The following is a 24,897-nucleotide window of genomic DNA, read 5'->3' on the forward strand; positions in this document are numbered from 1 at the left end:
AGCCTTAATTATCGCCCAGTTACCGGGCAGTGATCACGTGGACTTGAAGTCGGACGCGGAGAGACGTTTGTCCAAAGCCATCACCATCGTCGCGCTGACCTGTTTCCTCGTCCTCGGCGCCGCCACAGCCGCCATCCTCGGCCGCGACAGCGTTCCCAGCGTCAGCGCCGAGATGATCGCCGAGACGCCCCCGCCCAAGCCGCTCGCGACCAACCGCGCCGCCAAGGCCGACCGCCTGGTTCCGACGCTCGCACTGGCCTCGGCCGCGATCGAGCCGGTCCAGGTCGCCGCCGACAAGTTGGCGCAGGCACCGGTCCTGACCGAGCCGCTGCGTCAGGCCTTCGCCGCCGCCACCCCCTCCGATTTCCCGATGCCGAAGGCGAGCGCGCACGAGGCCCCTGCTACTGCCGAGGTTCCGGCCGTCGAAGTTCCGGCCAAGCCGAAGGTCGCCAAGCCGCAGCCGCAAAAATCCTATTCGCTGCTGTCCGACGTGCAGATCGCGGGCATCAGGGATCGCCTGAAACTCTCCTCGTCGCAGGAATATTACTGGCCCTCGGTCGAGACCGCACTGCGCAACGTTGCCCGCAAGATGCAGGCGAACAGGCTGTCGAATCCGAATGCGCCGCCCAGCGCGCAGATCGATCCGAATTGCGACGAGGTGCAGCAGCTGAAGTCGGCCGCGATGCCATTGTTGTTCCAGCTTCGCGACGACCAGAAGGAAGAAGTGCGCAAGCTCGCCCGCCTGATCGGGCTCGAGAAGGTCGCACAGCAGATCTGATACGCGCGGTTCCTCATCGAGGAGCCGCGGCCATCAGGAACATCTGGCAATCCCCACGCGTTGCCCGCTCCAAAAGAGGGAGTGGATGAATGCGCGCCTCGACAGCCTATTTTGTCGGTGCCGGAACCATCATCGGGGCCATCGCCATTGGTCTCGGTGGCGGTATCGTGGCCGGCAACATCATGAATCCCGTGGCGTCCAAGCAGGGGCCGGACACCAGCAAGGTGGCGCAGCGCACGGCGACATCAGCTACGGCGACGACGAACGCTCCTTCCGAGCGCGTGAACTATCTCACCGGCTCGCAAGCCTTCGGCACGATGATCGCAGCGCCGGCGCAGGCCGAAGCAAAGCCTGAAGCCGCAAAGCCCGAGACGCAAGCCACGCAGGCAAATGCTGCGCCGGCGGCGCCGCAGCCCTCGCAAGCCGCCGCCGTCGAGCCGCCCAAGGAGCCGCCCAAGCCCGCCGCTGCATCGTCGCCACTGGCTGCAAAGCCTGCCGAGCAGCAGGCTTCGACCGAGCCGTCGTCCTCCTCGAACAACGCCTATGCCAAGGCGAGGGATTCCGACGTGAAGCGCGCCGCGTCCGAACGGCGCCGAGCCGAGCGTCGCGAGCGCTGGGCCGAGCGCCGCTATTATTACGAGTCCCGCGAGCCGCGCGGCATGCGCGACCGCACCGATTGGGATGACGTCGCACGCAACATCCGCGAGGATTCGGATGCGCGCGATGTCGCGAGCCGGCCGCGCGGCGGCTTCCCCCAGATCAAGCTGTTCGGGCCTGACGACGATTAGCGTCTAAGCCAGGATCGCCGCCGCGGCGCATTCGGCAATCAAGATCGTCGGCGTCTGGATATTGCCTGAGATCATGATCGGGATCACCGAGGCATCGGCGACATGCAGACCGTCGATGCCGCGCACCTGCAATCGTTTGGGATCGACGACGGCGAGGTCGTCCATGCCCATCCGGCAGGTCGAGGCGGCATGATAGAGCGTCGTGCAATGGCCGCGGATATAATCGGCGATCTCGGCATCGCTGATCGCCTCCGCGCTTGGCGTGACCTCGGTTTCGATCATCTCCTTGAGCGGTGATTGCGCGGCGATGCGTCGGTTGATGCGCACGCCTTCGATCATGGTCGCGATGTCGCTGCCGTTCGGGTCCGACGCGAAATAGCCGGGGTCGATCGCGGGGTCTTCGATCGGATCGGACGAGCGCAGCGTGATCTCGCCGCGGCTCTTCGGTCGCTGCAAGGTTGCATGCAGGGTGATGCCCGGCCTGGACGACAGGAAGCGGACATAGTCGCGGTGCGGGCTGATCGCGCCATAGAGCTGGAGATCGGGCTCGACGTCGGGGCGGCTGCGCACATGGGCGCCGGCGGCGACCCAGGGCGAGGTGCGCGGTCCGGTGCGATGCGCCTGCCACTCTGCAAGGCTCGCCGCGAGACTTTCGTCGGTCCAGGCGCCGACGCCGATCCTCTCCTTGGTGTAGAAGGTGATGGGAATGTTGATGTGGTCCTGGAGATCCTTGCCGACGCCGGGCAGCTCATGCAGGACGTCGACGCCGACCGCCCTCAATTCGTCAGCCGGGCCGACGCCTGATAGCAGGAGCTGTTGTGCCGAGCCGATGGCGCCGGAGGCGAGCACGATCTCGGTGGTGGCGAAGGCGCTCTTCAGTTCACCATTGTCGAGAAAGGCCACGCCGATCGCGCGGCCGCGCTCGATGATGATGCGCGTGACGCGTGCGCCGGTCTTCAGGACGAGATTGGGACGCGCCAGCGCCGGGTGCAGATAGGCCTTGCCGGTGCCGAAGCGCTCGCCGTCCTTGATGACGAACTGGAAGAAGCCGGCGCCTTCCTGGGTGGCGCCGTTGAAATCGGGGTTGTGCGGAAGCCCCGCGGCCTGGGCTGCCTCCAGCCATTTCAATTCGTTGGGATCGACGAAAGGGACGTCGGCAACGTGCAGCGGCCCGCTGGTGCCGTGGAAGGGATCGTCGGCGAAGCGGGCATTGTTCTCGAAGGCGATGAATTTCGGCAGCACGTCGCCCCAAGCCCAGCCTGCGCAGCCCGCCCGCGCCCATGCATCGTAATCCGACGGCAGGCCGCGGATATAAATCATCGCATTCATCGCGCCGGAGCCGCCGACCATCTTGCCGCGCGGCCAGAAGATGCGCCGTCCGCGGCAGCCTGCTTGCGGCTCGGTATGAAACCCCCAATCGACCGCCGTATTGAACATCGTCGGCCAGTCGGACGGAATGTCCGAGGCGGGCGGGGCAGCGCCACCGGCCTCCAGCACCAGAACCTTGCGATTTGGATCGGCCGACAACCGATTGGCCAGCACACAGCCGGCCGAGCCGGCGCCCACGATGATGGTGTCGTACATAGACGAGCGCTCCGCGATCATTCACGTCGCGGAGTGCTTGCAAGTTTCGTGCTTTGCGGATCGGCACAGTGCAATTCCTCCCCATCGACAAAGGGGGGATGCCGTCAGCATTGTGCCCTACGTCATGCCTGCACGGCGCAAGCCTTGGAGGTAATGCGCGCGATCCTCTTCCCGCAGCATCGGCAGCTCGCGCGTGATCCAGGCAAGCGAAACCTCGGGCTGGGTGCGGCGCAGGCCTTCCAGGGCGGATGCCGCCAGGGCCGGATCGTCGAGCATGCCGGCGGCCGCCGTCAGCACGCGGTGCGCACCGACGAAATCTCCGCGCTGGCGCATCGATTCCCGAGCCATCTGCACGGCGCCCCCGTAGTCATGGCCGACGAACCGGGCATAGGCCGCAACCCCGCAATAGATCGCCGCGAGCGGGTCGCGCGGGCTCAGCCGCAGCGCGCGGCGGGCGGCGGCATCGCCGTCCTGCCAACGCCCGGCATAGCACAGCGTCACGCCGTGGAAGGCATGCGCCATCGCGAAATTCGGATTGAGCCGCAAGGCCAATTCGAATTCAGCCAGCGCGTCGTCGAAGCGGCGGCGGAACAGGTATGTGTAAGCAAGGCCGTGATGGGCCCAGGCATCCTCGCGATCGGCCTCCACCGCCGCGAGCGCCGCACGCTCGGCGACCGGCACGGTGGCAGCCATGTTGGCCCAGCCCATATGCGCGCCGAATATATGGCTGGTCGCGAGCAGGCCCAGCGCCTTGCCATAGGCGGGATCGACCGCGACGGCTTCTTCCAGCAGCTTTTGGGCGGCTGCATTGTCCTCGCGGGTGATGCGCCAATAATGCGACAGCGCGCGCATCACGAGATCCCATGCATCCAGGCTGCCCGGCGGTTTCTGCTGGGCCCGGAAGCTTTCGGCGGCGTAGAGCTGCGGCTCGATCGCGGCGACGATCGCTTCCGTAATCTCGTCCTGCACGGCGAAGATGTCGGCGAGTTCGCGGTCGTAGCGTTCGGCCCAGAGATGGCTGCCGGTCGAGACGTCGTTGAGCTGGGCCGAGATGCGCACCCGCTCGCCACTCCGCCGCACGCTGCCTTCGACCACGTAGCGCACCCCGAGCTCCCGCGCGACCTCGTGGATGTGCACGGCGCGGCCCTTGTAGACGAAGGAGGAGTTGCGCGCGACGACGAAGAACCAGCGCAGCTTCGACAGCGCGGTGATGATGTCCTCGCTGATGCCGTCGGAGAAATAATCCTGCTCGGCCTCGCCGCTCATATTGGTGAAGGGCAGCACGGCGATCGCGGGCCGCTCGGGCAGCGCGAAGGCCGCCTGGGGCGGGCTGATACGGACCGGCCCCGACGCGACCGCGCCGATTTGTGTCTGGACATCGCCGACGAAGCGAAAACCCTTGCGCGTGATGGTGCGGATCAGCGACTGGCTCACGCCATTGTCGCCGATCGCCTTGCGCGCCGCGTTGATCCGGCTGGTCAGGGTGGATTCGGAGACGCTGCGCCCGTGCCAGATCTTGTCGATCAGCTCGTCCTTGCTGACGACCCGGTCGCGGTTCTGCATGAGATGGACGACGAGGTCGAAAACCTGCGGTTCCACGGCAATGGGAACCTGCTCGCGGCTCAGCTCGCGCCGGTCGGTGTCGAGAAGGTGGTCCTGGAACAGAAACTGCACGTCGAAAACTCAGGCCTCATTGCGAAATCGGGCAAACAAACAAAATGAAATTTGGGTCGAAAACCGTGTGTCTGCCGAAGGGGGCGCTTGGTTCATCGCAATCGCGTGATGGCAGCCATGCCGTTTTCAGACGGGAATACAACCGCAACTGGAATGTTGCGGTCGTGGGCCGCCGAAATCTGCTTCGCCGAACACCGTCATCCTCAGGCGCCTCGGCACAATGCCCCCACAATAGATGTGGCGAAGGGTGAACGCCCTTTGCCGAATTGAGTGGCCTGCGTAAGTTACCGCTTACAGAAAACACCAACCACGAAGAAACGCCATGCCTGCTTTTCCCGCCGCCACTACCGTGCTCGACTCCCTGCTGTTTCGCGACGCCTTCGGCACGCCCGAGATGCGCGAGGTGTTCTCCGACGCCGCGACGGTCGCGCGCTATGCCGAGGTCGAGGTGGCGCTGGCGAAGGCGGAGGCGAAGTGCGGTGTGATCCCACAGGAGGCGGCCGCAGCGATCGCGGCGCGGACCGACGTCGCCGCGCTGGATTTCGATCTGCTCAGGCAGGAGACGGATGTCGTCGGCTATCCGATCCTGCCCTTGGTGCATCAGATGGTGAAGCAATGCGGCGAGGCGGGCCGCTACGTGCATTGGGGCGCCACCACGCAGGACATCATGGACACGGCCGTGGTGCTGCAACTGCGTGCCGCGCTCGAGATCGTGGAGCGCGACATCGCCGAGCTGCGCAAGATCCTCGCCGATCTGTCGAAGCGCCATCGCGACACGGCGATGGCGGGGCGTACCCATCTGCAGCAGGCGCTGCCGGTGACCTTCGGCTACAAGACCGCGATCTGGCTTGCGATGTTCGACCGCCACGCCGAGCGGCTGGCGCAGCTGAAGCCGCGCGTGCTGGTCGGCCAGTTTGCCGGCGCGGCCGGTACGCTGGCTTCGCTCGGCGACAAGGGGTTCGACGTGCAGAAGGCGCTCTGTGCCGAGCTGAAGCTCAGCGTTCCCGCCTCGACCTGGCACGTCGCGCGCGACGGCTTTGCCGAGGCCGTGAATTTCCTCGCGCTCGTCACCGGCTCGCTCGGCAAAATCGCGCTCGACATCATGATCATGGCCTCGACCGAGTTCGCCGAGGTCTACGAGCCCTTCGTCAAGGGGCGCGGCGCCTCCTCGACCATGCCGCAGAAGCGCAACCCGATCTCCTCGGAGCTGATGCTTGCGGCGTCCAAGGCGGTGCGCCAGCACGCCGGCCTGATGCTCGACGCCATGGTGCAGGATTTCGAGCGTGCCACCGGCCCCTGGCACGCGGAATGGATGGCTATCCCGGAAAGCTTCGTGCTGACCGCCGGCGCGCTGCACCAGGCGAAGTTCGCGCTCGCAGGCCTCATCGTGGACGAGGCGAAGATGAACGACAATCTCGCCATCAGCCGCGGCCTGATTGTGGCCGAAGCGGTCATGATGGGCCTCGCCCCGCAGATCGGCCGGCAGGAGGCGCATGACGTCGTCTATGACGCCTGCCGTCAGGCCAACGAGAAGGGAATGAGCCTTGCTGATGCGTTATCCGCAGATTCACGGATATCGAGCCGCATCGATCGCGCCACAATCGAGGCGCTCACCTCACCGAAAAATTACCTCGGGCTCGCGCCTGCCATGGTCGACCGGGTGCTGGCATCGGCAACGCGTTGAAAACCAAAATGCGTGAAACCGCGTATCTTTCCAAGGCCGCAAGACGCTCGCATACTTGTGTCTCGCGGTGCTAGGTTTAAATTGAGTGAGCGACTTTCGGCAGAGGGCCCGGTATGACTGACCAACGCAATACTTCCACTCCCATCGATCCCGCGAAGCTCGACCGGTTGGCCGAGGTGGCGGTGAAGGTGGGCCTGGGCTTGCGGCCGGGACAGGATCTGCTTCTGACGGCGCCCGCAATCGCGCTGCCGCTGGTGCGGCGGATCGCCGTGCATGCCTACAAGGCCGGCGCCGGCCTGGTGACGCCGATCCTGTCGGACGAGGAGATGACGCTGGCGCGCTACCGTCATGGCCACGACAACAGTTTCGATCGTGCCGCCAGCTGGCTCTACGAGGGCATGGCCAAGGCGTTCTCGGACAACACCGCACGGCTCGCCATCGTCGGCGACAACCCGATGTTGCTGTCGGGCGAAGATCCTTCCAAGGTCGCGCGCGCCAGCAAGGCCAATTCAATGGCCTACCAGCCCGCGCTGGAAAAGATCGTCAATTTCGACACCAACTGGAACATCATTGCCTATCCGAGTCCGTCCTGGGCCAAGCAGGTGTTCCCGAACGATCCGGAAGATATCGCCATCGGCAAGCTCGCGGATGCGATCTTCGCAGCGTCCCGGGTCGATCGCGAGGACGCGATCAGCAATTGGGCGAGCCACAATGCGGTGCTGCGCGAGCGCACCAACTGGCTCAATGGCCAGCGCTTCCGCGCGCTTCAGTACTCGGGTCACGGCACCGATCTCACCATCGGCCTTGCCGACGGACACGAATGGGAAGGCGGCGCCTCGCTCTCCAAGAACGGCATCAGCTGCAACGCCAATATCCCGACCGAAGAGGTCTTCACCACGCCGCATTGCCGCCGCGTCTACGGCCATGTCGTGAGCTCGAAGCCGCTGTCCTATCAGGGCACGCTGATCGACAACATCGCGGTACGGTTCGAGGACGGCAAGATCGTCGACGCCAAGGCCTCGCGCGGCGCCGAGGTGCTGAACAAGGTGCTCGATACCGACGAGGGCGCGCGGCGCCTCGGCGAAGTGGCCTTGGTGCCGCATTCCTCGCCGATCTCGCAGAGCGGTCTGCTGTTCTACAACACGCTGTTCGACGAGAACGCGGCCTCGCATATCGCGCTCGGCCAGTGCTATTCGAAATGCTTCGTCAACGGCGCCCAGCTGACGCCGCAGCAGATCGCGGCGCAAGGCGGCAACCAGAGCCTGATCCATATCGACTGGATGATCGGCTCGGCCGAGACCGACATCGACGGCATCTTGGCCGACGGCAGCAAGGTGCCCGTCTTCCGCAAGGGCGAATGGGCGAAGTAGCCTTCACCTCTCCCGTAGGGAGAGGTCGGATCGCATCGATAGATGCGATCCGGGTGAGGGGTTACGGTCTCACCGAACGCCGCGGCCCCTCACCCGGATTGCTGCGCAATCCGACCTCTCCCCGCTGGGGAGAGGTAAGGATCGGCCTATAGACTTCAGGAGACTCACGTCTAGCGCGCTCTCACGCCGCCGCGTTGCGCAGGGTGGGGTTGTTGTCGATGCTGAAGCGGTTGAACAGCGTCGTGAACGGGCTGCCGTCGGTGGCTCGCACGATCGCGTCGGACGCCGCCACCGCCTCGTAGAGCGCGCCGACCGGATCATCCGCCCCCGGCAGCGCGAGCGCGCCGCGGATGTCTTCGCGGGCCACGTTGACCTCGTCCTCATCGTCGAGCGTCGCCTCCAGCGCATCCGCCGCGCGCCGCATTTCGGCAAGGTCGCCGCCCCCGGAGAATTTGAGGATGTCGCGCCAGTAGGGGCGGACGAGGACGAGCTGGATGAATGCTTCAAAGCTCTCCGCGATGATGCCTGCGCGGCCCTCCGATGACACATAGAGCACAGTCTGCGACGGCAGCAGCACGAACGCGCTGCCGGAGCCGTCACTGCCGACGTGCCGTGGGCCTTCGACGCCGTCGATGGTGAACCAGGGCTCCTCGTCCGGCGCGAAGGAGACATCGAGACTGCGGAGCCTGGCGACGACCTCGCTGTTGGCTGTCAGAATCTCGGGCGTGAGGGGCATCGGTGCGGCTCCTTCCAATACTTTGCGCACTTTGTCGCACCCCGGACAGGATCGGTTCATGTGTGCGAATTCGCAGAGGAAATCGTGACGTTAACCGTTTCGCAGCCGCAACTCAGGGCTGATTGTCGAGCCCCGCGTAAGAAAGAATTAAAAACCGGCAACTAGCGTCCCAGCTTCTTTCGAAAGCAATCCGGGCCGAGACCCGGTCATTCATATTATATCTCCTGGGGAAGCAGATGTCGCGCGCATTGATTGAAATTGGTAGTTGCAATGTCGACCTCGAGCTGCGGCCGATCGAGCCGTCCTGGATCATCGAGGGAAATCCGGTATCCCGCTCTCGCGTCCTGTCGACCAGCGCCGACGGCACCGCGCAGACGATCATCTGGCATTGCACCGAAGGCCGCTTCAACTGGTACTACGACATCGACGAGACGATCATGATCATGGAAGGATCGATCGTGCTCGAAAGCGACGGGATGCCGCCCAAGCGCTACGGCCCCGGCGACGTCATTTTCTTCCGCGATGGCGCGCATGCCAAATGGCATGTCGAAGGCCACGTCAAGAAGATCGCCTTCTGCCGCAAGACCAATCCGGTGATGATCGGTTTCCTGATCCGCGTCGTCAACAAGCTGAAGAAGATCTTCACCCCCACCGGCGAGCGCCGCCCGGCCTCGTTGATGGGCGCCGGCTAGAGCTCGCAAGCGCGTTTCAAGGACGCTTCCCAGCGGCCACGACGAAGAGGGGTCGGGATCAATGTCCCGGCCCCTCTTTTCGTCATGACGGCAGCTCGAGCCGGTAGACGTCGATCGCGGTCTGCGAGAACAACGCCGTCTTTTCGGCCTCGCTCAGCTTTGAGGTGATACGCTTGAAGGCGTTGAAGATCACCTGGTAGCTGCACTGGCCCTTGTCCGGGGGGAAATTGCTTTCGAACATCGCGCGCTTCGGGTCGAACGCCTCGATGCACGTCTCGACATAGGGCCGCCAGGCCGTGGCAAGCTCCTCGGATGTCGGCGGCCTCTCGCGCAAATGGAAATCGTAACCAAGCAGGCACATCGCGAGACCACCGAGCTTCACCACCACGTTCTCGCATCTCGCGATCTCCCGGATCGAGGCGCGCCATTGCGCAAACACCTCCTCGCGCCGCCCTGCGAAGCGGCCGGTTCCGGCCGGGCCGCCGCAATGGTCGAGCACGATCCTGGTGTCGGGGAAGGCGTGCGCCAGCGCTGTGAGCTCGCCGATCTGCGGATGGAACAGCCAGGCATCGAAGCTGAGTTTGAGGGGCGCGAGGCAGGCAAAGCCTTTGCGGAAGGTCGGGTCCTGCAACAATCCCTTCGGCCTGTTCGCATACATGCCCGCGACGACAGGATCTTCGTCCCAGGCCGAGGAATGCCGGATGCCGCGAAAGCGGCCGTTGCCGGCGGCGATCTCGGCTTCCAGCACGCCCTTTGCGGCGTCGCCGAGCAGCAGATTGGCGTGGCTGACGATGCCGGCGCAGATCGCGGCCTTGCCGTAGCCACCGCTCGCACTCATGGCGGCGACGCCGTTGGCGAACTCGACCTCACCCACGGGGCGGAATGCTTCCGGCCCATGCGCGCGATACATCGAACGGCAGTCGACATAGACGGTGGCGATGACGTTGTGACCGGAGGCGATATCGGCGGCCATCTCCTCGATCAGATAGCGGTGCCCGCGATTCCACAGATGGTGATGGGGATCGACGATCGGCCGCAAGGGATCGATGATCTCCTCCCGATGCAGCGCGAGCCAGTCCTCGCGCGGATCGACGAACAGCCCGCTCGTGTTGGCGGGCACACTGCTTGCTGCCATCGGCCTTCGCTCCCTGATTTTTTGTACCCGGAGCTTAGCACCTCATTCTGACGCACAGCAGCGCGCGTTGTTCAGAGCACCATGGCGGGGGCGGAGGAGGTGCGCTCCCTCCCGCTTGCGGGGCCCGCCAGCCGGAGAGGTTGTTTGCCGCCCGATCGATCCAATCAATATCTGTTTGCCTTAGGCCTTGCGCCGTCTTGCTCTGACCTCGACCATCAACCGCCAGTCCGCCGCCGTGGCTGGCTTGACCTCCCCACGCCAAAGGAAGGAGTCGCCGGTGATCTCCGTAAAGCTCCAGCGCGTCAGGTCGCCGGCTTCGGTCGTGCCTTCCTGCACGATGTCGTCGCCACGGGGACGGCCGATCTGTTGCCTGAACACGCGGCGGCCCGGATCGAACCAGGAAATCCGCCACGCATCGATACCCGGATCGTAAACGCGCAGTGTCGTGCCATACCAATTGCCGGCGATCGGAAAGGCCGCGCCGCCCGCCGGCCGGGGAATGATCCAGACGTCCTGCACCGCGCGGCCTTCGAGCACCCAGCCGAAATGGATCTCGCCCGGCGCGGTGTGGCTCGTTCCGTCCGGCCCGAAGGCGGTGATCTCGGCGTCCCAGTCGCCGACGAAGCGGCCGTAGAGCTGGAGCGCCGCGGCGTGCTCGGGGTTGGGTCCGTTCGCGTGCAATAGTCGCGCAAAGTCCGTCATATCGCTCTCCTGTTGCAGGGAGATCAGCATGACCCGCCAACGGCCGGCTTGGAGAAAATTGCGCTTCAGACCCCGTCGAGGATGATCACCGTCGGCTTCGTCGGCAGCGTATCCCGCGACATCCGGAACGAGCGCTCGATGCGCCGGTCGATCTCGAACTGCTGGCCGATCCGGCGCATGAAGTCGTCGAGCGGGGTGGCGAAGCGGTGCATCGGCAGCACCACCGAGGCGCGCAAGCGCTTGGTGATGTCCGAGATCCCTTCGAGCGACATGGTGTAAGTGCCGTCAATCGGCACCATCACGATGTCGAGCCGTCCGATCTGGGCGAAATGGCTGTCGTCGAGCTTGTGGTGGAGATGGCCGAGATGGCCGATGCAGAGGCCGGCCGCCTCGAAGATGAAGATGGAATTGCCGTCGCGGATCATGTCCGCGCCGACATCGTCGCCGTAATAGCGGCGGATGTCGGTCGTGACGTTGCGGACAAAGGTATCGCCGATGCGCTGCGACACGATGGCCGGCTTGCCGTCGTCGCTCCAGCCATGCAGCACGTGGGGAATGCGCTTGTCCGGGTATAAGGAGTAGTGGGTGCTGTGCGCCCGGTTCATGGTGACGACGTCGGGCAGCCGTCCGACCTGATAGGCGCCGCTATAATCGGTGGCGATGCGCAAGCCGCCGGGCGTGTCGATGTAGTAGGTGGAATGGCCCGCATAGGTGATCTCGACCTCGGCAGAGCCGGCGGCCGGCCGGAACGCGACCGGCATGGCCCGCGGAGCAGCATGGGCCATCGCCAGACATTCGCTGCGCTGTGGCTGCTGGGCGAGGGCAGGCGAGAGGAGCAAGCCGAAGAAGGCAAAGATCGTCAGGACCAGTCGAGGCATAACGCGATCACCCGTTGCGCATTCGGCGAGAGTGTATCGTCGAATTTGCGCGACGTCATGCGCCGCTACGGCAGCCGCGCCAATCCGCCGCTTGCCTCTACCAGCTTTACGGCCTTCTTATCGAATGAAATGAAGGTCTCGGCCCCAAGCCAATAGCCTTCATGAGCAATGATCCCATCGGCAAAATCGCCGCCAGCTTCGAGGAGTGCCAACCCAGCCTCAGCCAGGGGACGGTTGACGACCACATTGGAGGCGCTGATGAAGTGCCGGATAGACGCCGCGATATTCACAGCGGAAGTTTTGTAGCCTCGCGAGAGGACCCAGGCCAACTCGCACAGTGCCGAGATCGAGATGGCTACTACGTCTGCCTTTTTGAGAACGGCTTCGGCTGCTTTGCTCTGTTCGGCATTATCCCCGACCAGAACCCGTACCAGGACATTGGTGTCTGGTGTGATCTTCATCGCTTGCCGGACCAGCCGTCAGCTATGATCTCGTTCATCTCTTCGATCGAAAGCGATCGACCGTTCGTTTTCCCTTTCAGGAAGCCGAACGCATCCGAAATCTTTCCGGTGGGCCGAACTGCCCTCACCTCAACTCGACCCCCAGGGAGCTTTTCTATCGAAATCTTGTCGCCGGGATGCACACCAAGGTGCTCCAAAAGGTCTTTCCGGAGCGTAACCTGCCCCTTCGCCGTGACGGTGAGCGTGCTCATGGGATTCCTCAATCCTTGAGATCCTTCGATAAGTAAGGGAATTTCTCCTTACTTTCAAGGGGCGCCGCTCACTCCCGGCGCGGGCTGAACTTCCAAGTGATGGCAACGAGGCTTGCGGTGATCAGGCCGCTGATGAGGCCGGCGAGCGGCAGGGCGAGCAGCAGTGCGGCGCTGGCTGCCCAGCCGATCGAGGAGAAGGCCTCGGCGAAGGTCGCGAGCCGCGATGAGGTCTGCCGGCGGCGGAATTGGCTGCGCCTTGCCTGCACCCGGAACCAGAGCTGGATCGCGGTCGCCGAGGCCGCGCTGACGATGATCGCGCCGGCACTGACCGCGGCCTGGAATGGCGAGGCAAAGGCCAGTGCCGCCAGCAGCGGACCGAAGATCACGGCGATCGCGATCAGCACCACCTCGATCTTGGCGCGAATGACGGCGGACGGCATCAAGGGCGCGGTCGCGACCAGGTCGGGGGCGTCCTCGCCCGAGATCGTCAGCCAGGCGAGCCCGCCGGCGAGCTGTCCGGCCGCCATCACGATGACAGGTGTGATCAGCGTCAGCGCCGCCGAACTGTCGGCAAAGTTGCGCCAGAGCAGAAGCGCCGGCGGCACAAGATAGAGCAGCTGCATCAAGGTCTGCGAGATCAGCCATGGATCGCGCCACAGCAGCATGAATTCCTTGCGGCGCAGCGCCTGCTGGCGCGATCCGCCGCGGAACGCGCGCTCCTCGGTATGGACGCGGCCCGACGTGGCGTAGGCCGCCGCATCGATCGCCGTGTCGGCAAAGCGGTGCGAGAAGATCGCCATCACGCTGCCGAGCATCACGAGCGCGAGCGCGAGAATCAGCGACAGCGCCTCGTTGTCGCCCATCGCTGCCCGCGCCGGCCACCACCAGATGCTGTCGACGTGGGGGGCGTAGGCGGCAACGCTGCCTGAGGTCAGGATGGTGAAGCGCGAAAGCGTGCCGTAGGACATGATCGCCGCGACCTGAAGCGCGATCACGAAGCCCGCGCCGATGATCGCTGCGAGGATTTGGGCGATCAGGCGCGTCCGCGCCGGGCCGATCAGCCGGAACAGGAGAATGGTGACGGCGATCGCGATCGCCGCGGCCGACAGGCCCATCGCAATGACGACGCCGAAGGCCGCGAGCCAGCGCGCGCCGCCGCCGATCACCAGCACGTCGATGAAGGGTGTCGAGAACAGCAGCGCGAGCACGGTGACGGTCAGCGCAATCGCGGCGATGCGGACCGAGAACAGATTGGCGAGCCGCGCCGGCGAGGACATGATCAGGTCGAGATCGGCGCGGGCGTAAAATACCCGTGTCACCGATTCGATCGCCTGCGACAGCATCAAGGTCCAGGCGAGAAAGATCGTGGCCGAAATCACGATCAGCGAGGATTTGTCGAGCGGCAGCTGCAGGTCGGCGAAACGGCCGATCACCGCCCAGGCCGGCAGGTGCAGCAGCGCGGCGAAGCAGACGAGGCCGATCATTGCCGCGCGCGCCCGTTTGCGCCGCCCGCCCGTCATCATGGCGAGCCATTCGCGCCAGGCGAGCCGCAGCTCGTGGCGGGCAAACCAGGACAGCGCGGTGGCCGAGCTCATGCCGCTTCCTGAAGCGTCACCAGCGCGATGAAGAGATCTTCCAGGCTGGTGTCGGCATGGCCGTTCTGCTGGCGCAGCTCGGTAAGCGTGCCTTCGGCGACCAGGCGGCCGGAGGCGATCACGCCGATCCGGTCGGCCATGCGCTCGGCGACCTCGAGGATATGCGTGGTCATGATGACCGTGCAGCCGGCGCGGACACGCGCGCTGAGCAGGCCCTTCACATGGCGAGCGGAGACGGCATCGAGCCCGGTCAAGGGTTCATCGAGGATGATGAGGCGGGGGTCGTGCACCAGCGCCCCTGCGAGAGCGACCTTCTGGCGCATGCCCTTGGAAAAGCCCTCGCAGCGCTCGTGCCGGTGCGCCTCCAGCCCGAGCGAATCGAGCAGGTCCTCGGCGACCGGTTGCGCGATCGACGGCGCGATGCCCCAGAGGCCGGCGACGAATTCGAGATATTCGAGCGGGGTGAGCTTGTCGTAGATCATGGGCTCATCGGAGACCCACGCCATCACCTGCTTGGCGGCGACGGGATCCTGGAGCGCATCGATGCCGAAGATGGAGACGGCGCCGGCATCGGGCCTGAGCAGGCCCGCAACCATGCGCAGGGTGGTGGTCTTGCCGGCACCGTTGGGGCCGACCAGCGCGTAGAATTCGCCGGCGTGGATGGTGAGATCGAGGCTGTCGACCGCCAGACGGTCAAAACGCTTCGTTAACCCCACCACTTCCAGCGCCGAGTTGTCCGGCTTCATGACGGCCATACCATCCGGTTTGCATCGCCCGCGACCATGACCCGAAGATATTTCGGCACCGTGAATCGCACTGCCGCAAATTCCGTCAACCGGATTGGACTAAAGACAAGGCATCCCGACAAGTCACCGTTTGTTGACAGCGCGCGGGCGTTCAGGCTGAATTGATTCCGGACAAATGGCGCGAACGCGGCGAAACGACTGCGTAGCGACTGGACACAAGATGCGGCAAGGCGGCCAAAAGAACCGCCGGATGCATCGGGAGGACGCGCGTCAATGCTGGATTTCGTTCAGCAGCTGGTCAGCGGTGTTGCGCTCGGCTGCGTCTACGGCCTGATCGCGCTCGGCTTCGTGCTCGTCTACAAGGCCACCGAGGTCGTCAATTTCGCCCAGGGCGACCTGATGATGCTGGGCGGCTTCTTCGCCTTCACCTTCATCGGCATGATGGGCCTGAACTACTGGATCGGCTTTGCCGGTGCGGTGGCGGCGATGGCGCTGTTCGGCATGCTGGCCGAGCGCGTGGTGGTGCGGCCGATCCTCGGCTATCCGCAATTCTCCATCATCATGGCCACGATCGGCCTCGGTTATTTCCTGCGCTCGATCGCCGGCATGATCTGGGGCACCGACGACCTGAAGATCGAGACGCCATTCAGCCAGGGCGTGCTGCGCATGGGTTCGCTGGTGCTCGCCTACGACAAGCTCTCGGTGATCGCGGCGACGATGATCCTGTGCACGCTGCTCTGGCTGTTCTTCAACAAGACCACGCTCGGCACAGCGATGCGCGCCAGCTCCGAGAACATGCTGGCAGCCTATTACATGGGCATTCCGGTCAAGCGCGTGGTTTCGGTCGTCTGGGCGATCAGCGCGGCGGTCGCGACCTGTGCCGGCGTGCTGCTGGCGCCGATCACCTTCATCCATTCCAATGTCGGCCTCGTGCTCGGTCTGAAGGCGTTTCCCGCCGCGGTGCTCGGCGGTTTCGGCTCGATCCCGGGCGCCGTGGTCGGCGGCGTTCTGATCGGCGTGATCGAGAGCATGGCCGGCTTTTACCTGCCCGAGGGCTGGAAGGACGTTGCGCCCTACATCGTGCTGCTCGCCGTGCTGCTGCTGAAGCCCGAGGGCCTGTTCGGCCTGCACGTCCGCAAGAAGGTCTGAACGCCATGCGCTTCCTGTTCAAGACCGACTACGAGGACGACATCAAGCTGTTCCCGCATTCGGGCTACGTCGCCACTTACGGCGTCCTGCTCGCGCTGCTGCTGATCGCGCCTTACGTGCTCTCCAGCTATCTTATGAGCCAGCTGGTCTTCGTCTGCATCTATGCGACCGTCGGCGTGGCGCTGTTGATCCTGACCGGCTTCACCGGCCAGGCCTCGCTCGGCCATGCCGCCTTCCTCGCCATCGGGGCCTACACCGCGGCCTACTTGCAGAAGTACAATGTGCCGTTCCCGGTCTATTTCCTCGCCGCCGGGCTCCTGACCGGCATCATCGGCGCGATGGTCGGCTTTCCTGCGCTACGCCTCACCGGCATCTATCTCGTCATCGCCACCATCTCCTTTGCCCTGATCGTGGAGGAGATCCTGGCGCGGTGGGAGAGCGTCACCCACGGCAACGAGGGCATGCGGGTCAAGACGCTGTCGCTGCTCGGCGTCGCCGTGCCGCGCGACAGCCCGACCTTCTATTATCTCTGCCTTGCCGTGCTGGTGCTGACCATCGTCGGCACGCTCAATCTGCTGCGTTCGCCGACGGGACGTGCCTTCGTCGCGATCCGCGATTCGGAGACGGCGGCGCGCAGCATGGGCGTCAATGTTGCGCTCTACAAGGTGAAGTCGTTCGCGATCTCGGCCGCGATCACCGGCTTTGCCGGCGTGCTGTTCGCGCACAAGCTCTCCTTCATCTCGCCGGAAATGTTCACGCTGCAGCTCTCGATCGAGTTCATCATCGTGATCCTGATCGGCGGCACCTTCAGCCTGCACGGCGCCGTGCTGGGAGCGATCTTCATCGTGATGATCGATCCGTTCCTGACCTATCTGAAGGACGACATGCCCGGCATCATCGCCGGCATTGCCGCGACATTCGGAGCGGGCACGGCGACGGCGGGCAACATCCAGGCGAAGGTCGCGGCCTTCGCCTCGCTCAACGGCCTGAAGGGCGCGATCTACGGCGTCATCATCGTGCTATTCGTGCTGTTCGAGCCGCTCGGCCTTTACGGCCGCTGGCTCAAGATCAAGCTCTTCTTCCAGCTGTTTCCGCTCTACAAGCGCGCCACCTTCAAGCGGCATAAGATCTATGTGAAGTCGGAGCGCAATCGATGAGCTATTTCCGCGCCGAGAACCTGTCGCTGCATTTCGGCGGCCTCAAGGCGGTCGATGCGGTGTCGTTCGCGGTCGAGAAGGGCGAGATTCTCTCGATCATCGGGCCCAACGGCGCCGGCAAGAGCTCGATCTTCAACCTGATCTCGCGGATCTACCGGCCGACCTCGGGCCGCATCTTCTTCGAGGACCAGGACATCACGGAGCAGCCTCCCTACGACATTGCCAAGCTCGGCATCGCCCGCACCTTCCAGAACATCGAGCTGTTCGAGAATGCGACCGTGCTGTCGAATCTTTTGGTCGGCCGCCACCGCCATTCGACCACGCAGCTCTGGCAGGAGCTCTTGTTTCTGCCGAGCGTGCGGGCCAACGAGAAGGTGCACCGGCGCAGGGTCGAGCAGGTCATCGAATTCCTCGACCTCGAACCCTATCGCGACAAGCTGATCTCGGGCCTTCCTTACGGCGTGCGCAAGGTGATCGAGCTGGCGCGCGCGCTGTGCTCGGAGCCGAAGCTGATCCTGCTCGACGAGCCGTCCTCCGGCCTCAATGTCGAGGAGACCGACGACATGTCGTTCTGGGTCCGCGACATGAAGAGCGAGCTCGGCGTCACCGTACTGATGGTCGAGCACGACATGTCGCTGGTCAACCGCGTCTCCGATCGCGTCATCGCGCTGAACTACGGAAGGGTGCTGGCGATGGGCTCGCCCGCTGAAGTGCAGCAGCATCCCGACGTCGTCGCCGCATATCTGGGAGCCTGAAGCAATGGATGCCGCGGCGACTCCGGATATCATCTTAAAACTCTCCAACATTGAGAGCTATTACGGGCCGATCATGGCGATCCGCGGCATTTCGCTGGAAGTGCCGCGCGGCCGCATCGTCACGCTTCTCGGGGCCAACGGCGCCGGCAAGACCACGGTGCTGAAGACGATCTCCGGCATCCTCGATCCGCAGAAGGGTGCGATCGAGTTCATGGGCAAGCCGATCCAGCGCATGGAGGCCGACCGCATCGTGCGGCTCGGCCTCAGCCACGTGCCGGAGGGACGCGAGGTGTTCCCGTTCCTCTCAGTGCGCGAGAACCTGATGATGGGCGCCTATCCGCGCAAGGACCGGGACGGCGTCGCTGAGGATCTGGAGCGTGTCTACGGCTATTTCCCGCGCCTGAAGGAGCGCATCAACCAGCCGGCCGGCCAGCTCTCCGGCGGCGAGCAGCAGATGCTCGCGATCGGCCGCGCCCTGATGAACCGGCCGACGCTGCTCTTGCTCGACGAGCCCTCGCTCGGCCTGTCGCCGCTGCTGGTGAAGGAGATCTTCACCATCATCCGCCGGGTCAACGAGGAGCAGGGCATGTCGATCCTGCTGGTCGAGCAGAACGCCAAGGTGGCGCTGGAAACCGCCCATTACGGCTATGTGCTCGAGATCGGCCGTATCGTGATGAACGACAGCTGCGACCGCTTGATGCATTCCCAGGACATCCAGGAATTCTACCTTGGCGCCAAGGAAGCGGGCGCGCGCGGCGAGCGGCGCTGGAAGAAGAAGAAGACGTGGCGGTGAGGGCGAGCTGGCAGTAAGATGAGCTTGCCCAACGCTAAGCAAAGACCGCCGGCAAGGCAGGCAGCGGAGGTAGGCGACAAGGAGGAGAGGTGCATGGCCGGACCGGCGGTGCTGACGGTCGCTGATACGATCGCGAAGAGCTTCTTGCGCGCCGCCGAGACGCGGGGCGACAGGCCGGCGATCCGCGAGAAGAAGTTCGGTATCTGGCAGCCGACGAGCTGGCGAGAGTGGCTCGCGATCTCGAAGGAGATCGCCTACGCGCTTCGCGCCGTCGGTTTCATGCCCGGCGACGTCGCCTCCATCATCGCCAATGCCGTCCCCGAATGGGTCTACGCCGACATGGGCATATTGTGCGCCGGCGGCGTCTCCTCCGGAATTTATCCGACCGATTCTGCGTCCCAGGTCGAGTATCTCGTCAACGATTCCGCGACCCGGGTGATCTTCGCCGAGGACGAGGAGCAGCTCGACAAGATTCTCACCTGCCGCGCGCGCTGCCCGAGCTTGCAGAGGATCATCGTGTTCGACATGGAGGGCCTCAGCGGCTTCTCCGACGACATGGTGATGTCGCTCGACGAGTTTCGCGCGCTTGGCCGCAACCACATGGTCGGCCGCGAGGCGTTGTGGCAGGAGATGATCGACAGCCGTGTCGCCGGCGATCTCGCGATCCTCGTCTATACGTCCGGCACCACCGGTCCGCCCAAGGGCGCGATGCACGCCAATCGCAGCGTGACCCACCAGATGCGGCATGCCAACGACTTCATCCCGGCGCGGGAGGACGAGGATCGCCTGGTGTTCCTGCCGCTGTGCCATGTTGCCGAGCGCGTCGGCGGCTATTACATCTCGGTCGCGCTCGGCTCCGTGATGAATTTTGCCGAAAGCCCGGAAACCGTGCCGGACAATCTGCGCGAGGTGCAGCCCACCGCCTTTCTGGCGGTGCCGCGCGTCTGGGAAAAATTCTATTCCGCCATCACCATCGCGCTGAAGGATGCGACGCCGCTGCAGCAATGGGTCTATCGCCGCGCCATTGGCATCGGCTACCGCATGGTCGATTGCCGGCTCGAGGGCAGGGCGCCGCCGCTGTCGCTGCGCATCGCCAACCGCATCGCCTATGTGGTCGCGTTCCGCAACATCCGCCGCATGATTGGGCTCGACCGCTGCCGCATCGCATTCACCGGCGCAGCGCCGATCGCGCCGGAGCTGATCCGCTGGTATCTGGCACTCGGCATCGACATGCACGAGGTCTACGGCCAGACCGAGAATTGCGGGGTCGCCACCATGATGCCCGCGGACAGGATCAAGCTCGGCTCGGTCGGCACCGCCGTGCCCTGGGGCGAGGTCGCGCTGTCGCCCGACGGCGAGATCCTGATCAAGGGCGACTTCCTGTTCATGGGCTACCTGAACCAGCCGGAGAAAACCGCGGAGACGATCGATCCCCGCGGCTGGCTGCACACCGGCGACGTCGGCACCATCGACAACGAGGGCTTCGTCCGCATCACCGACCGGATGAAGGACATCATCATCACCGCCGGCGGCAAGAACATCACGCCGTCCGAGATCGAGAACCAGCTCAAGTTTTCGCCCTACATCTCGGACGCCGTCGTGATCGGCGACAAGCGGCCCTATCTCACCTGCCTCGTGATGATCGACCAGGAGAACGTCGAGAAGTTCGCCCAGGATCACGACATCCCCTTCACCAATTATGCCAGCCTGTGCCGGGCGAGGGAGATCCAGGACCTGATCGGGCGCGAGATCGAACAGGTCAACGGCAATTTTGCCCGCGTCGAGACCATCAAGAGGTTCTACCTGATCGAGCGCCAGCTCACCCCCGAGGACGAGGAGCTGACGCCGACCATGAAGCTGAAGCGCGGCTTCGTGAACAAGCGCTACGCCGCCGAGATCGAGGCGATGTATCGCGAGCGTGCGGTGGCGTGAATACCTAGCGAAAAAGCGAGGGAGCGATGGCCCCGCCCTTCGCACAATACGGGCCCAAAAGGAGAGGAGACCTCAATGTCGAAGTCGTTCCACGCGTTCGGCCTTGCTATGGGCGCTATCGCGCTCACTTGTCTGCCGGCCGTCGCGCAAACCAAGATCACCAATGAAGGCATTTCGGCAACCGAGATCGTCATCGGCACCCATCAGGACCTGTCGGGTCCGATCAAGGGCTGGGGCGTGCCGGTCTCCAACGGCATGAAGATGGCCGTCGAGGAGGTCAACGCCGCCGGCGGCATCAACGGCCGCAAGATCCGCCTGGTGGTCGAGGACAGCGGCTACGATCCGAAGAAGGCCGTGCTGGCTTCGCAGAAGCTGATCGAGCGCGACAAGATCTTCGCGATGGTGGGACCGATGGGATCGCCCACCGTGCTCGCCGCGCAGGATATCCTGCTCGACGCCGGGGTCATGCAGCTCTTCCCGCTGACGGCGGCCGAGTTCACCTTCAAGTTCGATCCCGCCAAGCCGCAGGAGCGGCTGAAGTTCAACAACCTGCTTCCTTACGTCGAGAGCACGCGCGCGGCGCTCAAATACATGATTGAGGCAAAGAATTTCAAGAAGCCCTGCATCATGCATCAGGACGACGAGTACGGAAAAAACGTGCTCGATGGTTTTAACCAGCAGCTCGCCGCCATGAAGGTGCAGCCGGCCTCGATCACGAGCTACAAGCGCGGCGCCTCCGACTTCTCGGCGCAAGTCGCCAAGATGAAGTCCGACGGCTGTGACCTCGTCGTGCTCGGCGCGGTGCTCCGTGAGCCGATCGGCACGATGAGTGAAGCGAAGAAGCTCGGTTGGGACGTCACCTTCCTCGGCGCCACGCCCGTCAACGTGCTCGAGGTGCCGGCGCTCGGCAAGGAAACGGTGGAAGGCTTGTATGCTGCTTCGAACTTCGAAATTCCCTATGAAGACACCGCAAAGGGAAAGGTGAAGGACTGGCTCGTCAACTACAAGAAGATGTTTGGCGCCGACGCCAACACCCAGGCCATCATCGGCTACAATGCAGTGATGACGTTCGCGCATTATGCCAACAAGGCTGGCAAGGATCTGACTGGCCAGAAGATGCTCGACGCGCTGGAGTCCGGCGACAAGTTCCAGGACATCTTCAATTCGCCGCCGACGGTGTTCTCGAAGACCAACCATCTCGCGACCACCGTCACCCAGGTCCAACAGGTCAAGAACGGCCGCTGGGTGCTGGTGAAGGACAATCTGATGTTTTGATCTCTTGCCTCTCCCCGCTCGCGGGGAGAGGCCGCAGCGCATCCAAGATGCGATGCGGGTGAGGGGGACTCTCCGCGAGTCCAGTTCTCACCGTGATCGCGGAGGCAGCCCCTCACCCCAACCCTCTCCCCGTAAGAACGGGGAGAGGGAGAAGGAAGATAGCCCCTACGATCCCCCGCCTGCGGTGCCCGAGCTCACCGGGGCGAGCTCGTCTTCCCGGCAGCGCCGGCCATCGTCGGCTTTGACGAAGGCGAAGGTTCGCTGAATTCTCAGCCGGCGCGTGACGTTGAAGGCGTCTGCGGCGCGCTCCTTGTTGCCGGCTCCCGGCTGCGGACGACCCGTCGTGGGGTCCCAGCAGGTGCCGGTGCAGATGGAGGCGATCTTGCTGCACACGGTGAAGGGGGCCAGCACGGCCATCTCGATTTCGCCGGTGACCTGCGCCTCCTGGTCGCTCACCTGGCTGTCGAGCGCATAGACGCGGTTGATGCGCAGGAAATTGCCGCAGGAATTGGCCGCATGAATCCGCGCGGCGCAGAAATCGACCGCGTCGGTGTCGGGTGATCGGGCCGCGACCTGCCGGCCGAACACCTTCTTGGGATCGCCTTTCGCCGCGCGGATTTCGTCGGTCTTGCGCTTCAAATGTTCGGCGAGACAGTCCTCCGCGGATTCCAGCTCATGCAGCGGCACGTTCTCCTTGCCGACCAGATTGCATTTGCGGTCGCGCTCGCGTGTCCACCGTCCATATTCGGCGAAGGCAAAGCGTGCCGCGGTCGGGTCCAATTTGCCGATCAGGCCGAGCACCAGGCCATTGAGCTCGGTTTCGGCAAGCGCCAGCGTGGGGTCGGCGCAGATCACCGCGCCCGCAGCGGTGTTGGCCGCAAGGCAGTCGAAATCCGGATCGCGAACGATCGCGGCGCGCTCCTCGGTGACCTTGAGCAGGCACGCCTTGACCTGGTCGAATTCGTCCGGGCGGATCGCGGTCTGGCCGACGATGCCGCAGCTGAGGTTGCGTTGGCGGACCCAGATCGCATTCTCCTCGATTCCAGGCAGGCGATCCGGCAGGCGGGCGAGCCGCGCCTCGATCGCGACGCTCAGCTTCTCGGCGGCGGCGGCAAGGGTCGCATCACCGCAGAACAATTGATTGCCGGGGTCGCGAATCTGCTGGCAGTTGTTCCTGGAGAACAGCGGCAGCCTGTCGGCGATCGCGCGGTCGGATTGCGCCGACGCGGACGCCGCCGGCAATGCCAGCAGCGCAAGCACAGACAGCACGATGAATCGCATTCCAGTCGCCCCCGCACGGAAGGCGCCATGCTAGCGTCTGGTCTTGCGCGGTGAAATGGGTTTGTGCGGAAGAGCAGCGGGAGGTCTGTAGCCCGCATGGTGCGCAAGCGTAATCCGGGGGCGGTGCGAGTGGCAAGAGTCCCGGATTTCGCTGCGCTCTAGCCGGGCTAGGAGGCCGATTCGATCAACGCGCCTCGGCGGCCGCCATCGAGACCTGTACCGGCTCGTCGACATATTTCAGCACGGCCGATTGGTGGAGCACGAACAGCGGCTGATAGCTCCGCGTCGCGTCGTCCCTGATCATCGCCATGCGGCGATTGTCGAGCATGAGCCATTGGCCGTCGAGCTTTGCTGCGGCAATGGCGTGCGCCTCGCCGGCCCTGACGTCGCGCACCACGACCATGCGGAGGTCTTCAGAGGCAATTCCCGCCAGCCGCAGCGCGGCCAGCTTGGCGATGGCATAGTCCTCGCAATCGCCGGCGCCGCGCGCGAAGGTCGCAAGCGGCGAGCTCCAGAGGTCGGCGCTGCCGTCGTTGGCGGCATGGATGGCGAGATTGATGGCGCGGTTGATCTCGCCGAGCCGCGCACGGCCGTCGCGGGCGCGGGCCTGATCGACGATGGCGAGCAGCTCGAGCGCCGCGGGTGAAGCGCAATTGTCCCGGTCGCCGTCGCACAGCGCGAGCTGCACCATGTCGTCGTCGAGCTTGTCCTTCAGCGCGGACCATTTCTGCTGCAGGCTGCCGGATGAGATGGCGAAGGCGAACACGCCAAACGGTTCGGCGGATTTGCGCACGAGGACGCCGGCGCCCGGCGAGAGCAGCGTGCCGGCGCGAAGCTCGGCGGCCGAGCCGAGCAGGATCAAGCCGCACATGACAAGGATTGCGCGAAAGGCGCGCGAGCGAGCAGCGGTCTCCATCTGACATCCCCTTCCCAGGCTTCGCGAGATCCCCCTCGATCTCGTCGTGCCGGGCTTTGTTGCTTTCGCGGAGATAGTGCGAGACGGGCCGTTTTGTTCTGCTTAACGCGCCCGGCAGGGGTCTCAAAACCGGGTGGCAGGCTGAATCGGACCCGCGCGAATTGCGTAAAATTTTACGATTCGACGGCTAGGAGAGCCTCGCTGCCGCGAAATGGAACCAATTGCAGGCAGAAGTTGCGACGGGCGCCGAATCTCACCTATGGCTAACGACCCGCTATTTCACGGGTTCTGTTAGTTAGGTCACAGATTTAACGCCGTATTTGCCGCAGGATGTTGCAGGGCATCACGAACAAAAGATGACGCAAGTATCTGTTCTACCAGTTTTACTTCGAATGACTTGGGACGGCGGGAAATGCGTGCATCTAACCCTGTTTCAACTTCCGAATTCTTGGAATATGACTTCCGCTCCTCTGGGAATGCACCGCCCGGCGCAGGCTCTTACGGTCAAGTGACGCGAAATCACACAAGCAATAGATGGTTTCGCTAAGGACTTGGTAATGCTAAG

General features: G+C 64.3%; 23 protein-coding genes. 11 read left to right on the forward strand and 12 right to left on the reverse strand.

Annotated elements, in window-relative coordinates; translation table 11 throughout:
- Positions 1–67: 67 nt before the first annotated feature.
- A complete protein-coding gene (locus ACNJYA_RS05075) occupies positions 68–778 on the forward strand; it encodes a hypothetical protein (protein ID WP_439402154.1) in 711 nt (236 codons plus the stop codon).
- Positions 779–867: 89 nt separating this feature from the next.
- Positions 868–1,566, forward strand: a complete 699-nt coding sequence (locus ACNJYA_RS05080; protein WP_439402155.1) for a hypothetical protein — start codon at positions 868–870, stop codon at positions 1,564–1,566.
- A gap of 3 nt (positions 1,567–1,569) precedes the next feature.
- Here the strand turns inward: ACNJYA_RS05080 and ACNJYA_RS05085 are convergent, their stop codons facing one another.
- Together ACNJYA_RS05085 and ACNJYA_RS05090 are read right to left on the reverse strand one after the other, a co-directional pair.
- Positions 1,570–3,150 carry a GMC family oxidoreductase gene (locus ACNJYA_RS05085; protein WP_439402156.1) on the reverse strand — a complete coding sequence of 527 codons (1,581 nt, stop codon included), beginning with the start codon at positions 3,148–3,150 and terminating at the stop codon, positions 1,570–1,572.
- Positions 3,151–3,267: 117 nt separating this feature from the next.
- Positions 3,268–4,824 carry a winged helix-turn-helix domain-containing tetratricopeptide repeat protein gene (locus ACNJYA_RS05090; protein ID WP_439402157.1) on the reverse strand — a complete coding sequence of 519 codons (1,557 nt, stop codon included), beginning with the start codon at positions 4,822–4,824 and terminating at the stop codon, positions 3,268–3,270.
- A 322-nt stretch (positions 4,825–5,146) separates the two neighbouring features.
- On the opposite strand from ACNJYA_RS05090, the gene pcaB reads away from it, so the two are divergent.
- Together pcaB and ACNJYA_RS05100 are read left to right on the forward strand one after the other, a co-directional pair.
- On the forward strand, positions 5,147–6,508 hold the full coding sequence (gene pcaB / locus ACNJYA_RS05095) for a 3-carboxy-cis,cis-muconate cycloisomerase (RefSeq protein WP_439402158.1): 1,362 nt from the start codon (positions 5,147–5,149) through the stop codon (positions 6,506–6,508).
- 113 nt (positions 6,509–6,621) lie between these two features.
- Positions 6,622–7,878, forward strand: coding sequence for an aminopeptidase (locus tag ACNJYA_RS05100; protein WP_439402159.1), 1,257 nt, complete (start codon positions 6,622–6,624; stop codon positions 7,876–7,878).
- A 181-nt stretch (positions 7,879–8,059) separates the two neighbouring features.
- Here the strand turns inward: ACNJYA_RS05100 and ACNJYA_RS05105 are convergent, their stop codons facing one another.
- A complete protein-coding gene (locus ACNJYA_RS05105) occupies positions 8,060–8,614 on the reverse strand; it encodes a hypothetical protein (RefSeq protein WP_439402160.1) in 555 nt (184 codons plus the stop codon).
- Between the two features lie 236 nt (positions 8,615–8,850).
- On the opposite strand from ACNJYA_RS05105, the gene ACNJYA_RS05110 reads away from it, so the two are divergent.
- Entirely contained in the window at positions 8,851–9,306 is a 456-nt protein-coding gene (locus ACNJYA_RS05110; protein WP_172785086.1) for a cupin domain-containing protein, read from the forward strand.
- Between the two features lie 82 nt (positions 9,307–9,388).
- On the opposite strand, the gene ACNJYA_RS05115 is transcribed toward ACNJYA_RS05110, so the two are convergent.
- The 7 genes from ACNJYA_RS05115 to ACNJYA_RS05145 form a co-directional block, all read right to left on the reverse strand.
- The gene (locus tag ACNJYA_RS05115) at positions 9,389–10,441 is read right to left on the reverse strand and encodes an amidohydrolase family protein (RefSeq protein ID WP_439402161.1); all 1,053 of its coding nucleotides are present in this window, start codon (positions 10,439–10,441) and stop codon (positions 9,389–9,391) included.
- Between the two features lie 180 nt (positions 10,442–10,621).
- Positions 10,622–11,143, reverse strand: a complete 522-nt coding sequence (locus ACNJYA_RS05120) for a hypothetical protein (RefSeq protein ID WP_212254045.1) — start codon at positions 11,141–11,143, stop codon at positions 10,622–10,624.
- A gap of 65 nt (positions 11,144–11,208) precedes the next feature.
- Positions 11,209–12,021 carry an MBL fold metallo-hydrolase gene (locus ACNJYA_RS05125; protein WP_172785083.1) on the reverse strand — a complete coding sequence of 271 codons (813 nt, stop codon included), beginning with the start codon at positions 12,019–12,021 and terminating at the stop codon, positions 11,209–11,211.
- Positions 12,022–12,086: 65 nt separating this feature from the next.
- The gene (locus ACNJYA_RS05130) at positions 12,087–12,482 is read right to left on the reverse strand and encodes a type II toxin-antitoxin system VapC family toxin (protein ID WP_439365611.1); all 396 of its coding nucleotides are present in this window, start codon (positions 12,480–12,482) and stop codon (positions 12,087–12,089) included.
- Positions 12,479–12,733, reverse strand: a complete 255-nt coding sequence (locus ACNJYA_RS05135) for an AbrB/MazE/SpoVT family DNA-binding domain-containing protein (RefSeq protein ID WP_172785081.1) — start codon at positions 12,731–12,733, stop codon at positions 12,479–12,481. The genes ACNJYA_RS05130 and ACNJYA_RS05135 overlap by 4 nt, the downstream gene beginning before the upstream one ends.
- Positions 12,734–12,801: 68 nt before the next feature.
- Positions 12,802–14,328, reverse strand: a complete 1,527-nt coding sequence (locus ACNJYA_RS05140; protein WP_439365612.1) for a permease — start codon at positions 14,326–14,328, stop codon at positions 12,802–12,804.
- A complete protein-coding gene (locus ACNJYA_RS05145) occupies positions 14,325–15,074 on the reverse strand; it encodes an ABC transporter ATP-binding protein (RefSeq protein WP_172785079.1) in 750 nt (249 codons plus the stop codon). Before ACNJYA_RS05145 ends, ACNJYA_RS05140 begins: the two co-directional genes overlap by 4 nt.
- Positions 15,075–15,347: 273 nt before the next feature.
- On the opposite strand from ACNJYA_RS05145, the gene ACNJYA_RS05150 reads away from it, so the two are divergent.
- From ACNJYA_RS05150 to ACNJYA_RS05175, 6 genes are all read left to right on the forward strand, one after another.
- Positions 15,348–16,223 (forward strand): branched-chain amino acid ABC transporter permease, encoded by an 876-nt coding sequence (locus ACNJYA_RS05150; protein ID WP_172785078.1) that lies wholly within the window; start codon positions 15,348–15,350, stop codon positions 16,221–16,223.
- Positions 16,224–16,228: 5 nt separating this feature from the next.
- Positions 16,229–17,380 carry a branched-chain amino acid ABC transporter permease gene (locus ACNJYA_RS05155; protein WP_439365613.1) on the forward strand — a complete coding sequence of 384 codons (1,152 nt, stop codon included), beginning with the start codon at positions 16,229–16,231 and terminating at the stop codon, positions 17,378–17,380.
- Positions 17,377–18,135 carry an ABC transporter ATP-binding protein gene (locus ACNJYA_RS05160; protein ID WP_439365614.1) on the forward strand — a complete coding sequence of 253 codons (759 nt, stop codon included), beginning with the start codon at positions 17,377–17,379 and terminating at the stop codon, positions 18,133–18,135. Before ACNJYA_RS05155 ends, ACNJYA_RS05160 begins: the two co-directional genes overlap by 4 nt.
- Positions 18,136–18,139: 4 nt before the next feature.
- Complete coding sequence (locus ACNJYA_RS05165; protein WP_212254049.1) at positions 18,140–18,928, forward strand: ABC transporter ATP-binding protein; 789 nt, start codon at positions 18,140–18,142, stop codon at positions 18,926–18,928.
- 93 nt (positions 18,929–19,021) lie between these two features.
- Entirely contained in the window at positions 19,022–20,860 is a 1,839-nt protein-coding gene (locus ACNJYA_RS05170) for an AMP-dependent synthetase/ligase (protein WP_439365615.1), read from the forward strand.
- A gap of 75 nt (positions 20,861–20,935) precedes the next feature.
- A complete protein-coding gene (locus ACNJYA_RS05175; protein WP_172785073.1) occupies positions 20,936–22,135 on the forward strand; it encodes an ABC transporter substrate-binding protein in 1,200 nt (399 codons plus the stop codon).
- 165 nt (positions 22,136–22,300) lie between these two features.
- On the opposite strand, the gene ACNJYA_RS05180 is transcribed toward ACNJYA_RS05175, so the two are convergent.
- Positions 22,301–23,416, reverse strand: a complete 1,116-nt coding sequence (locus ACNJYA_RS05180; protein WP_439402162.1) for a lysozyme inhibitor LprI family protein — start codon at positions 23,414–23,416, stop codon at positions 22,301–22,303.
- Positions 23,417–23,600: 184 nt separating this feature from the next.
- Positions 23,601–24,332, reverse strand: a complete 732-nt coding sequence (locus ACNJYA_RS05185; protein WP_439365617.1) for a transglutaminase-like cysteine peptidase — start codon at positions 24,330–24,332, stop codon at positions 23,601–23,603.
- Positions 24,333–24,897 lie beyond the last annotated feature (565 nt).

The sequence above is a fragment of the Bradyrhizobium sp. BLXBL-01 genome (assembly GCF_051853025.1).
Taxonomy (GTDB): Bacteria; Pseudomonadota; Alphaproteobacteria; order Rhizobiales; family Xanthobacteraceae; genus Bradyrhizobium.